Raw genomic sequence first — 13,163 nt, forward strand, 5'->3', positions numbered from 1 at the left:
GTGTGGTCGCGTAGCTCAGGGGATAGAGCACATGCCTTCTAAGCCTGTTGTCGCAGGTTCGATTCCTGCCGCGATCGCCATTTTTTTATTTTATTTTTAATATTTGAATATGTCAATTCGTTTTTATTATATAATTAACATTGCATTTTTAAAAGCGAGTGTAGTTTAATGGCAGAACATCAGCCTTCCAAGCTGAATACGAGGGTTCGATTCCCTTCACTTGCACCATTGCGGATGTAGTTCAATGGTAGAACATCAGGTTGCCAATCTGAATACGAGGGTTCGATTCCCTTCATCCGCACCATATATTAATTTACCGAAATGACTTCATGTCATTTTTTAATTTAAATTTCATATATTAAGGAATAAAATGAATAAAGAAATTATTGATAACTTTTTACAAGAATATGACATTTGATATTCAAATAATAAGAAAGATATTGTAAAAGAATTAAATAATGATAAAAAACGTCATAAAGAATTTTTGTCTCTTTTTCCTAAGAAAAAAATAGCAAAGATGAATATTGATGAATATGTTATTGGAAAAAAGACTAAATCATTTTGTTGATGAGTTGAGGATAATTTACGTAATTTGGGTGATATTAGAGGAGGAAGACTTACTTCATATTCTCGTTTTGGTTTATATTTTGATAAAGAAATAAATGATTATGTATTTGGAAACAAAAAAACTAAAAAAACAAAATTTGGAGATAACAAGGACGAAATATTTAAAAATATTATTCAAAAAATTACTAAACTTTTAGACGATCTTGAAAAAAAGAAATATGATGAACTTATAAATAATGAAATTAACCCATTATTTAAAAATAAACTTATATATTTATATGATCCAGAAAATTGAATACCTATTTACGGCGATGATGATTTAAGTGATATTTTATTAATGCTTGAAATTTCATATAATAATGATGATGATAGAATAAATAAAAGAAGAAAACTTTTTTGATTTCTTAAATCACTAAATAGATCTAATATAACACCTTTGTTATTTATGAAATTTATTTATAGTCAATATAAAAATTTAATTAATGACAAAGAAATTAAACAAATGAGCAAAATACCTAAAAATATTAATGTTAAATGTATTAAATTGGAATACATTTCTTCAATAGAAAAAATACCTTCAAAATTAAAAGTTGAAAAACATGGACAAATTAACCCATTAAATTATAGAGACATAGTAATAAAAAACAGAATTGGTAAAACAGGAGAAGAAATTGTAGAAAAATATCTTAAATCTAAAGCCGGGAAATTACGTTTAAATATTGATGAAAATATAGAAATAGAATCGCCATGTTTAGGAGAAAAGCGTGATGATTATAAACATTATGATTTTGCCTATTATGAAAAAGATACTCATAAAAAAATTTATATTGAAGTTAAATCGTCAAAATCTAATGATAAAAACAACATAGCTTTTTTTATAAGTAGTGCTGAACTCAAATTTGCACAAGAAAATAAAGATTCACACTTTATTATGTATATTAATTTAAATAATCCTAGCATAATAAAACAAATTCCCATATCTGCAATAATAGATATGTTTGAACCTGTTAAATATGAATTTAAAGGAAAAGTATAAATTTATCTTAATTTTTTGATATCAATTTTGCTTGGTTTATCTATAGATAAACATTAATAAAAATAAAATTTCACTTAAATAATTTATTTTTATTTTAAATAAATTTTAGCTAAAAAATAGATATAGCAAAATTAATAAAATATAGAAGAAGCAAAATTTAATGAATATTTTTGTTAAATTCTTTTAAAAATAGTAAAATAATTTATGTAATGGAAAAGAAAATAAGACAAATAAAGACTACATTTATTTGCAACATTATTAAAAATGTTGATAATTTTTCTATTGCATTTATTAACTTTATGTCTAAAAATATGAATATTATTAAGAATATTTATATTAATAGAATTATGGTTAATAATGTATCTTGCTAAAAATAAAATTAATAATTTAAAAACTAAATTGATGGCTTTTAAAGGAACATAATCTTATTTAAATAACAAAATTAATATAAATAATCTTATAATCCATAAAAGTTTTAGACATAAAAAATTATCCCTAAAAAGCCAATAAAAATTAAAATAAAATGTTATTTAATTTAAATTTATGGTAAAAAATCCATATATTTAAAAATTATTTATAATTTATTATTATATTTTTATAATTAAAATTAATTAATATATTAATTATATTAATATAAATTATCAAAATGATAAAAGGAAACAAAATGAAAAGTAAAACAAAAAATAAGCTGTGATTACTTGCGGGAACATCATTTGTTGCATTAATGGGTGCATTGCCGTTAATGTCATTAAGATGCGTTCGTCAAAATAAAAATATAACACAAAAAAGATTTGTGAGAAGTTGAGCTTCAACCTATACATCACAAGCATTCATGCATGACATATCTACTTCATATGGTAGTTTTCAACCTACTACAAACACTCAAGAAACAGGTGGTTTGTTATTTAGAAAACAAGGTTTAAATGAACCCAATGTTTCAAATGATGAAAAGATATTGCAACCAACTTTTTCTAAATATCGCTTAGAACTTGCTAAAGAAGTTGTTTTAACGATGAAAGATGGAACAAAAAAAGTTTATAACAATGATAAAGCTGAAATTAAGCCAAGTGCTGATAAAGCAGATGGAACATATTCAAAAATAAATGTTCAAGCTACATCAAATGATGAACAATCAATAAATAATCCTAAATTTTTAGAAGATTTAAGAAATGCAAAGAAAATTCAAGTAACTGTTAAGGAAAACACTCATTGAACTGATCATCAAGGAAGAAAAACTAAATATAGAGTTTCACCACGTGATTTCTATTATTCATGATTAAGAACAGCGGGATTAACAACTGAAAAAAGACATGAACTTGGAGGGAACGCAGAATTAGATAAAATTGCTAATGAATCATTATGTGAACAAAACTCTCCATACTATACTTCAAATAGTTCATACAACAATGAATATTTATATAGAGTGTTTAATGTTAATTCTTCTAATTTTTATGATGAATCTAAATTTATAACTGAGGTTAATGGAGTTAATGGCATAGCTAATGGAACCAAAGCTTTAACTTTTGATTTAATCGATGAATCAAAAGGTTCACAATTTGATACATTTTTCAAAAAATGTACTATAGGTTCATATGAAATGTCTGCAGCTCCATCTAAATATATAGATGATATGAATAAAAATTCATCTTATACTGCATATAACTATATTGATCAAGATTCTACTTCAGCAATTAAAGATAAACTTGAACAAATAAAAGATACAAAAGCATATCAAGCAGGATTGTATTGATATGGTGTTTCTGCTAAAAACACTTTATATGCAGGTCCATATTATGCTTTACCAAGAAATGGTGTAGATAGAGTTATAAAAGCTAATCAAAATTATTGAGACCAAGAATGAGTTAATCGAAAAGATAAATTAGAAGAATTAGTTTGAAGATATCAAGCTAACGCTAATACTGATAAAAAGATTTTTAATGATAACCAATATAAAGAATACTTAAATGGAGATGTTACTTCTATAGCTTTCTCTCAATTAAGTGATACTCAAAAGGCAGAAATAATTAAGAAAAGAGATGAATTAGGACTTAAATATTCAAAAACATTTAATAATTCAAGCCCTACATATAGATTTTTAACTGTTCCATATGTACGTAAAAACAAAAAAGATTCTTATTTATTTAATGATGCTTATGCAAAATTAATGTGAGGTTCAACTAGAGAAGAACTTTCAAATGGCGAAGGCAATATTGATAGTTATGCTTCAGGGCTAGGGCTTTCAATGAGAACATTGTTGAATGCTGCAGTTAACTGAAATTATTTTGAAGATTATTCAACAAATCGTGTTCAAAAACCATGACTTGCTAAAATGGCAGAAAATTCATCAATGGGTGGTAAGGATCAAGATAGTAATCCAAAATCACCAATTGATTATTATGAACAAGTTAATACTTTAATGGGATTAGATGAAAATGGTAATAAAGTTACATCTATAACTCCTGAACAAAATATTAATTGAATTAATAAAACTGCTGAAGTTTCAGAAAAATTAAAATCTGCTGAATTTGAAAAAATTAAAGCTGCTGTTAAAAAAGTGTTAGATAAATTTGAAGAACAAAACCCTCAATATAAAGGACAAAAATATCAATATACAAGTTATTATCAATGAGCAAATATTGAGGCACAATTAAAACAAGCACGTGAAAAATTAGAAAAACTTTATGCTGAATTAGATCCAAGACTCGAAATAAAATATCAAGATACTCCAAATCCTGAGGATAAAACATTTAATGATGTTCGTGATAATGGTGTTTCAGGTATGGAATTTGCGGGTTGAAATTATGACTTTGATTCAACTGCTTCTGGATTTGATGGTCTTTCATGGTCAAATCAATTGTTCCCATTATTAACCTATCTAGCTGACAAAAAACCTGAAAATGTAAAGAAAGCATTCCCTCAATTATTTAAATTAGCTGAAAAATTAGTTGAATATGGTACAACAAATTATCATGGTTCAATTCCTTTCAAAGATTTATATAAGATTAAAAATTCAAGAATGTATACATTTACTCGTGGTAGATATTTATATAAATGAAAAGAAACCGCAGGTAAATATGATTTAGACTTTTCAAGTGGAAAAGCAGAACTTTTTAACAATGCAACTGACGTGTATGAGTTTTCAGCAACATTTTGACTAAATTATTTCAAACAATTAACTAACGATGATATTGCTAAATTAATGGCAGAATTAACTTCATATATGAGTACATATTCTGAAAGTGGTGTTAATAGTATCTCAAAACAAGAATTTACGCCTTACTTAATTAATAAACATTATCAACAACCTATTGTATCTGGTTTACCATTATTCCATGGTGATATTAAAATGGTTAATATCAAGAAAAAATAATTATGTTTAAATATATTTGACAAAGAATAGCGTTTGCTATTCTTGCTTTATTTATTATCTCTATTTTATGTTTTACATTAGTGGCTGCTTTTGCACCTAATCCAGTTATGAATTTGGCAAGAGAGCAAGCGCAAAAACCACATAATACAAAACCATTTGAATTAATTGTTCAAGAATTGGAAGTAAAAAATGGAATGCGTTTTGGTACAGTTGAAAAACCAGGTGCTGCAATTCCAATTCTTCTTAGATACTTTAGATATATAGGTAACATTTTAGCAAAGGGTGATTTTGGCTTTTTGACTGATAATAGGAATAATCCAAATCAACATGAATATACTACTATGTCAAAATTATTCTTTATTCCACTTAAATATTCAGTTTTAATTTCGTTTCCCGCTTTTGTTTTATCAGCTCTTATTGGTGTAACTTTTGGAGTTATTGCTGGATATAAACATGGAAAATGACAAGATTCAACAATAAATGTATTTGTTTTAATTTTTATAGCTTTACCTTCATTTATTATTGCACCTATTGCAATAACTATAGCTTTTAAATTAGGAATTTCACCTAATGTTCCTAAATTTAATGATCCTGCAAAAACTGCATATGATTTCTTTATTGGTTATTTACCACCAATTATTGTTATAACTTTAGGTTCTTTAGCAGTTTATACAACATATGCAAGAAATCAAGTTATTACTGTTTTAACATCAAATTATGTTTTAATTGCTAAAACAAAAGGCTTGAGCCAAAAACAAATTTTCTTTAAATATGTTTTAAGAAATATATCAATTCCTTTAATTGCAATTATTCTTCCTTCATTTGTTTTCCTTTTATCAGGAAGTATAATTATTGAGAGATATTGAAATGTTCCGGGCACAAGTCAAACAATAGCATATGCTTTTCCTAATGGCGAATTATATGTTGTAATGTTTTCAACTTTATTCTTCTCATTTTTATCATTATCTGTTGAAATTGTTGTTGATATACTTTATGCAATTTTAGACCCACGTATAACTTATGGAATGAAGAGCAAAAAAAATTATGTATTATTGTTAAAAACTTATTTAATAAGAAAAAAACTAATTAAAGATTTATTAGAAAAAGAAGCAAATGAAAGTATGATTTCTACTAGTTCTAAAAGTGAGGTTAAATAATGCCGTCTAATCGATTAACTGCAAAAGAATTTAATGAAAAATTTAGAATTAGTCAAGAACTACAAAATAAATTTAATTTAGTTCCAGAAAGCAAAAAACAAACTATAACTTCTATTGCTGGTAAACCTAAAAAATTGATTTTGGAAATCGTTAAAAGATTTTTTTCAAATCCAGTTGTTGTTATTGCTTTTATTGTATTTATTGTTTTATTATTATGTTCAATAATCATACCTTCAAAAGCAGCACGTTGATATGTGCCAAATCAAGAAGTTTCACCTTATGATAATATTAAACTTTTACCACCACTTGCAAAACCATTATTAAAAGATCAACCAATTGATGATGGTTCTGCATTCGTTAACGTATGAAAACAAATTCAAAAATTACCTCAAAATTTACGACATTACTTTGATTTTTTCCTAAAAACTGTTAAGTTTAACGGCCAAACAAAATCAATTGATACATATACCCCTTCTGGCATTAATTTAGTTACTTATAATGCTTATGCATTTTATAAAGCAGCTACTCTTTTAAATTTTGTTAATAAAGCTATTAACGAAGGGCAAACAATAGATAATGCTTTTATTGATAACGCACTATCAAAAATTCCTGAATTGCATACTTTGTTGGGTACTACTCATTTAGGAGCAGACATTTGAACCACCACTTGATATGCAACATGAAAAGCAATATGAATAGCATTAGTAGCAGCAATTGTTCAAACTTTTATTGGTGTTTCAATTGGGGCCTTTTTAGGTTTTCATGCTGGTAAAAAAATTGATACTATTGCAATGAGAATAATTGATATATTCTTATCACTTCCTGATCTTATTTGATTGCTATTATTTACAACAATTTTTGGAGCAACGCAATCTGCATTAATTGGAGCATTAATCATAACCGGTTGAGCATATCCAGTGTCAGCAACAAGAATGTTTGTTATTACTGTTAAAGATGAAGAATATATAATTGCTGCAAAATCAGTTGGTGCAAACACTTCACGTCAAGTATTCGTTCATGCATTACCTGCTGTATTAGGAAAAATTGCAACAAACTTTGTTAGAAGAATTCCTTCAATTATATTAAGTGTTGCTTCACTTGCATTTCTTGGATTTTTCAAAGAAAAATCAGATATTAATTTAGGTCAAATGTTAATTGAAAATACTCCTTATGCTGCTCAAAATCCATGAACATTGGCATTACCTGCAACTATATTATTAATTCTTTCATTATCATTGCATTTTATTGCAATGGGTGTTCATGATGCCTTGGATCCTAAAGTTATTGTTAGAGGAAAGAGAAAATAATGGAAATTGAAAAATATATTAATACATTAAAAAAAGAATCAGATAAATTAATTGATAACTTTAAAGAAAAATTAACACATATTCCTTTAGGTAAAGCATCACCTGAATTATTAAAAAATATTAAGGTAATGTATCAAGGTAAATCACATTTTATTAATGAAATAGCTACTATTGAAGCAATAAATGAAATTGAATTATTAATTAAACCAAACGATATAAGTGCATTAAAGCCAATTGAAAAAACTTTAATTAATTCTGGTTTAGATATTGAAGTTGAAACATATGAAAATAATATTATCGTTACATACTTTATACTTAAAGAAATAAGATCAAAATTAATTGAAGAAGTTGATAAACATTTAACTGAATTTAAACTTAATTTTAATGATTGTAAGCAAGATTTAATTAAAAAAATTAAATCGGATACTTCAATAAACTTAGATGAAAAACAATTAAATCAAAATCTATCATTACTTACAAAAGAATCAAAAGCAATTTTGAGTCATGTTAATTCATTAATGTTGCAAAAAAATAGAAAGCAAAGATTAACACCAATTCAAAAAGAAATTAATAAAGTTAAAAAAATTTCAATGAATTGAAAAACTAGTCCTTTAGAAGATGATAAAATTTTGGAAGTTAGAAATCTTCATGTAAGTTTTCCAGCTGGCAGAAATAAAACTATTCATATTATTCGTGGTATTGATTTAGATGTTTATAAAGGACAAATTATTGGCCTTGTTGGAGAATCGGGCTCTGGTAAATCTGTTACCTCAAAAACATTAATTAATGTTAATGAGAATGGTATTGTTACAGCTGATAAAATTCAAATTAAAAATTGAGAACTAAGTAAAATTAAAAAAGAAAAATATTGACAATATGTTCGTGGTTCAAAAATTGGATATATTCCGCAAGATCCATTAACTAGTCTTAATCCAACAAGAACAATTGGAAAACAATTACTTGATGCTTTAAATAATAATAATGATTGAAAAGAAAGACCTTTTACTGAAAAGAAAGAATATTTAATATCATTATTAAAACAATTTGGTTTACGTGATGCTGAAAAAATATTTTTAGCATATCCTCATACTTTATCAGGAGGGATGAAACAAAGAATTGTTATTACAATGGTAGTTGCTTTAAAACCTGATTTAATTATTGCAGACGAACCAACTACAGCTCTTGATCCAACTGTACAAGCATCTGTTTTAGCTTTGTTTGAGGATATTCGTCAAAAAATGGGGATTTCAATTATTTTAATTAGTCATAATATTTCTGTTATTGCAAAATTCTGTGATTATATTTATGTAATGTATGCTGGAAAAATAATTGAATGTGGAACTAAAAAAGAAATTTTTACCGCTCCTGCCCATCCTTATACTTGAGCATTAATTTCCGCTATTCCTGAAAATAAAGATGAAAAACTTTACAACATTCAAGGAACACCACCTGACATGGCTAATCTACCGTTAGGAGACCCTTTTGCACCACGTAATGAATATGCAATCGAAATTGACTTTTTAAAAGAACCTCCTTTAATTCAAATAACTAAAACTCATGCGGCAGCGACCTGACTTTTACACCCTAAAGCACCTAAAATTACTTTATCTGAACAATTAAATAAGCGTTTATTGGCTTTTAAGAAAGCGTTTGAAAATGGAAACAACTAATAAAAAAATCATTCTATCACTTGAAAATTTAAAAAAATATTTTGTTAATCAAGGTTTTATAAATAAAGCTGTTGATGATGTTTCATTTGATGTTCATGAAGGAGAAATTGTTGGTCTTATTGGTGAATCTGGTTCAGGTAAAACTACTGTTGGACGTTCTTTGTTAAGACTTTATGATGATTATAATGGTTTTGTTAGACTTGATGGGAAAATAATATCTGGAAAATATATATCAAACGCAAGAAGAAAATTTTTACGTAAAAATGTGCAAATGATTTTCCAAGATCCACATGCTTCACTAAATGGTCAGCAACCAATTTATTCTATTTTAAAAGAACCATTAATGGTTAATGGAATAATGTCTGAAAAAATTAAAGATATTTTTTCAGATTGAGAAGATGTTAAAAATAGTTTTAAATACACTTTTCAAATTAATGCAATGGCTTTGGAAAGTCAAAACTATCGTGAAATAACAAAAATAGCTCGTCCATTTTTTGAAAAATGAACTAAAAAATTAAGCATGTTTGATTTTGATCGCTCTTTATCAAATGAAGATAATTTCACAAGTTTTTTTGGTTATTTAGAAGAAAAACAAAATATGGAATCCATTATTATTAATAATATGTATTCTAATACTAATAAATTATTAGATCTATATTATGAATGTCAAGCTAAATACCGTAATAAAGATTTATCACTTCCAGAAATTAATTTTATTAAAGCAAAAGACAAACTTGAAAAAGCTAAAGTTTTAATAACGTACAGCGAAGAAGCGTATAATGCAAAAATTTTACTTAAAAATTTATCTAAACAATATAAAGCATTTATACAAAATCATAAAGATTTTAAAAATGAAGCAATTAGCACTTTTGTTAATTATATTAAAGAATATAAAAATGAACAAATGATGGCTAATATTTCACGTTTAATGTCAACTGATTTAGATTACTATTTATATAATTATAAAAATGAGTTATTGTATAAAAAACGAATTGAAGTTTTACGTAAAATTTATAAAGAATGTAAATATTTAGAAATTTCACAAATTAAAGATTTAATTAATAAACTAAATAATTATTGTGGTGACTTTTATAATAAATATTTAAGTGAACTTAAATATAAAAAAGATATTAAAAAAAATATTAAAGAAACAATCAACAAAAATTTTGAATTTAATGATTATGAATCATTCATTAAAATGTCAAATGATATGCGTAAAAGTTTTGAACTTACTAATGCAAATCTTTTAGAGCATATTAATAATACTAATCAAATTATCGCTCGTGGTGCTAAAGATGCAAAAGATATTGAACTTTTACATTCGTCACTAGCAGAATTTAAAGAAGCCGAAAATAAATATATAGAAAATATGAACGAATTTTTACGCTCATATAAATCTAAAATTGAAAAATATTACAATGAATTAAAAGAACAAAGAGAAAACTATAAAGAGTTAGTTGGATATCAAACTATTTGCAACAAAAAATATGAACAAATCAAAAAATCATATTGAGAATATTTACGCAGACAAATTACAAATGAAAAATCTAAAAAATCTATTGAATCTTTAATTAGTATTTATAAATCAGATTTAGCAATTAAAGAAGATACACTTAAATCATTCTCTATTGAACGTAAGTATTTAAATAAAGATTTAGCTAATTTACATTTATTATTAGGTATTGATAATAAATGAGTTGAATTAAACTTAAATCCCGATAAAAATCTTTCTTCTTCAGATTCGATTGATGTAAAATCAACAAAGTGAAAAGAACGTAAAAATATATGATCATATAAATTATTTCATCCTCTTGCAAAATATAGAATTAGTCAACTTCTATATAAAACAATAATTTATAAAGCGCTTGAAGATGTTGGACTTTTAAAACAATTTGCATATCGTTATCCACATGAATTTAGTGGCGGACAATTACAAAGAATTGTTATTGCGCGTGCATTAATTACTGAACCACGTGTTGTTGTTGCAGATGAACCAATTGCTTCTTTGGATATATCAATTCAAGCTCAAATAGTTAATTTATTAAAAGAATTATGTCAAAAGAAAAATATTGGACTTATCTTTATAGCTCATGATTTAAGTATGGTTGAGTATGTAGCTGATAATATTCAAATTATGCATTTAGGGAAAATCGTTGAATTTGGAAAAACCGAAGCAATATTTGAAAATCCAATTCATCCATATACAATTAATTTATTTAAAGCTATTCCTAAAATATCTAATTCAAATGAAAAATTTCAAAACGTTTCTTTTGAACTTGATTATTTAGAAGCTCAAAAATTTCCAAATGTTGCTGAAGTGTTTAATGTTGGTGAACATCATTATATTTACGGCACTAAAGAACAAGTTAAGGAATGGACAACACCAAAACTTGATAAAGATAACAACTTAACTGTTGAAGAATATACTTTAATTGAAACTAATGATGTAAAACCAAAGAAAACTTATAAAAAAACATCTAAACAACACTAGACTCATAATTTCAAATTATGAGTTTTTGTTATTTTAAAGCAAGATATGTATATAACCTTAATTGTCTATAAAATATATTTTGCTTAAATTATGTATCCATTTTTGATACTAGTTTATAATTAAAAATTAAATATATTTTTATTGGGGGAAAATGAAAAAGAATTGAAAAGAATATTGAAAAAATAGTTGGAATTTATTTTCATTGTTATATTTTTTTATCTCTATAGTTATATATGTAATTTTAATAATTTCCTTTATTTATGGAGCAAAGAAAAATGTTTTTGATTCGCTTAGTATTGCAGGTGTAATTTTATTATCAATCAATTTAATAATTTTATTATTTAGATGAGGTTTTGCAAAAGGAATAATTAAGGGAGTTTCAACGCAACACAAAGAGAAAATAATTCGTAAACGCGCTAAAGCAAAATATAAACTTAACTCAACTCAAACGGAAAAAGAGCAAATTATTTTTGAAGAACGTAAAGCGTATGAAAAAGAACAAAAGGATAAAGAAATAAATTTGTTATCTAAACCAAAAATGACAAATCTAGTTTTTTATTTGCTAATATTAATAAGTATAGTGTCAATTTTGATTTTTATACCTCATTTAATATCACTACAAAGAGGATAGGAATTTAATATGAATAAAAAATATTATGTAATTGCAAATTTTAAGATGAATTTAACATACAATCAAACTAAAGAATATCTTAATAATTTTTCAACTATTTATAAATTGGAAAACCAAAATTTATATTTAGGTTTTGCTCTTTCTCCCGACATAACTTCATTAGGGCAAATATATAAAAATTCAAATTTAAAAATCGGTACACAAAATATTTCTGAATTTGAAAAAGGTTCATATACAGGTGAATGTTCAATTTTAAATTGTATTGATAATAACATTAATTTTGCAATCATTGGGCATTATGAAAGAAAACACTATTTCCAAGAAACACTTCTAAAAATTAATAAGAAAATTTCATTGTGTCAAAAATATAATATATTGCCCATTGTTTGTGTTGGTGAATCATTAGAAGAATTCATGTCTGGACGCACAATTGAGGCTTTAGAAAGTCAACTATTAACAATCAAACGCAATCTTGTTGAAAAAAATATTATTTTGTCATATGAACCTATCTATGCTATTGGTAATGGTAAAACCCCCGAATATAAACATATTTTAAAAGTTGTTAATTTTATTAAAACTTTTTTTAATAATTCTATTCCTGTTTTATATGGAGGTAGTGTTAATGCTTTAAATATTAATGAACTTTCAAAAATAAAATCATTAGATGGTTTTTTAGTAGGAAATGCATCGCTTGAATATAAATCTTTTAATAATTTAATTAATTTAATAAAAAAATAAAAAGTCTTTATATATGTTTCCTTACCTTTTATAAATTAAAAAATTAAAGTCAAATTTAATAATCAATACCCTTTTATAAATTTTTGAGAAATTACAGTGTGAGTTTTCACAAAATTTTACCAATTTTTAGATTTCTTATTTTTCTTATATTAAAATGTAGACATAATCACACATTGAAATAAAAAGGAGAAAAAAC

Annotated in this window: 9 protein-coding genes, 3 tRNA genes and 1 pseudogene; all 13 read left to right on the forward strand. The window is 25.3% G+C overall.

The genetic code is table 4. From position 1 onward, the window contains the following. The first annotated feature begins 4 nt into the window (after positions 1-4). The 13 genes and pseudogenes from LQ356_RS01645 (at position 5) to LQ356_RS01705 (ending at position 12,967) form a co-directional block, all read left to right on the forward strand. Positions 5-80 (forward strand) — tRNA-Arg (locus tag LQ356_RS01645). Between the two features lie 74 nt (positions 81-154). Further along, positions 155-228 (forward strand) — tRNA-Gly (locus LQ356_RS01650). A gap of 2 nt (positions 229-230) precedes the next feature. Continuing rightward, a tRNA-Gly gene (locus tag LQ356_RS01655) sits at positions 231-304 on the forward strand. A gap of 66 nt (positions 305-370) precedes the next feature. Beyond that, positions 371-1,603 (forward strand): protein NO VEIN domain-containing protein, encoded by a 1,233-nt coding sequence (locus LQ356_RS01660; RefSeq protein WP_405312121.1) that lies wholly within the window; start codon positions 371-373, stop codon positions 1,601-1,603. A gap of 209 nt (positions 1,604-1,812) precedes the next feature. Further along, a complete protein-coding gene (locus LQ356_RS01665; protein WP_405312123.1) occupies positions 1,813-1,974 on the forward strand; it encodes a hypothetical protein in 162 nt (53 codons plus the stop codon). Positions 1,975-2,267: 293 nt separating this feature from the next. Then, the gene (locus LQ356_RS01670; protein ID WP_405312125.1) at positions 2,268-4,973 is read left to right on the forward strand and encodes an OppA family ABC transporter substrate-binding lipoprotein; all 2,706 of its coding nucleotides are present in this window, start codon (positions 2,268-2,270) and stop codon (positions 4,971-4,973) included. A gap of 2 nt (positions 4,974-4,975) precedes the next feature. Continuing rightward, positions 4,976-6,130 (forward strand): ABC transporter permease, encoded by a 1,155-nt coding sequence (locus tag LQ356_RS01675; RefSeq protein ID WP_405312126.1) that lies wholly within the window; start codon positions 4,976-4,978, stop codon positions 6,128-6,130. Next, on the forward strand, positions 6,130-7,437 hold the full coding sequence (locus LQ356_RS01680) for an ABC transporter permease (protein ID WP_405312127.1): 1,308 nt from the start codon (positions 6,130-6,132) through the stop codon (positions 7,435-7,437). The genes LQ356_RS01675 and LQ356_RS01680 overlap by 1 nt, the downstream gene beginning before the upstream one ends. Further along, positions 7,437-7,913, forward strand: a pseudogene (locus LQ356_RS01685) (ribosome recycling factor); the annotation flags it as partial. The gene LQ356_RS01680 and the pseudogene LQ356_RS01685, both read left to right, overlap by 1 nt. Positions 7,914-8,027: 114 nt before the next feature. Continuing rightward, the gene (locus tag LQ356_RS01690; protein WP_405312168.1) at positions 8,028-9,107 is read left to right on the forward strand and encodes an ABC transporter ATP-binding protein; all 1,080 of its coding nucleotides are present in this window, start codon (positions 8,028-8,030) and stop codon (positions 9,105-9,107) included. Beyond that, positions 9,094-11,598, forward strand: coding sequence for an ATP-binding cassette domain-containing protein (locus LQ356_RS01695; RefSeq protein WP_405312129.1), 2,505 nt, complete (start codon positions 9,094-9,096; stop codon positions 11,596-11,598). The genes LQ356_RS01690 and LQ356_RS01695 overlap by 14 nt, the downstream gene beginning before the upstream one ends. Before the next feature lie 151 nt (positions 11,599-11,749). Next, the gene (locus LQ356_RS01700) at positions 11,750-12,229 is read left to right on the forward strand and encodes a hypothetical protein (RefSeq protein WP_405312131.1); all 480 of its coding nucleotides are present in this window, start codon (positions 11,750-11,752) and stop codon (positions 12,227-12,229) included. 9 nt (positions 12,230-12,238) lie between these two features. Then, positions 12,239-12,967, forward strand: a complete 729-nt coding sequence (locus LQ356_RS01705) for a triose-phosphate isomerase (RefSeq protein WP_405312132.1) — start codon at positions 12,239-12,241, stop codon at positions 12,965-12,967. Positions 12,968-13,163 lie beyond the last annotated feature (196 nt).

The sequence above is a fragment of the Metamycoplasma faucium genome, assembly GCF_045160055.1.
GTDB classification, from domain to species: domain Bacteria; phylum Bacillota_I; class Bacilli_A; order Mycoplasmatales; family Metamycoplasmataceae; genus Metamycoplasma; species Metamycoplasma faucium.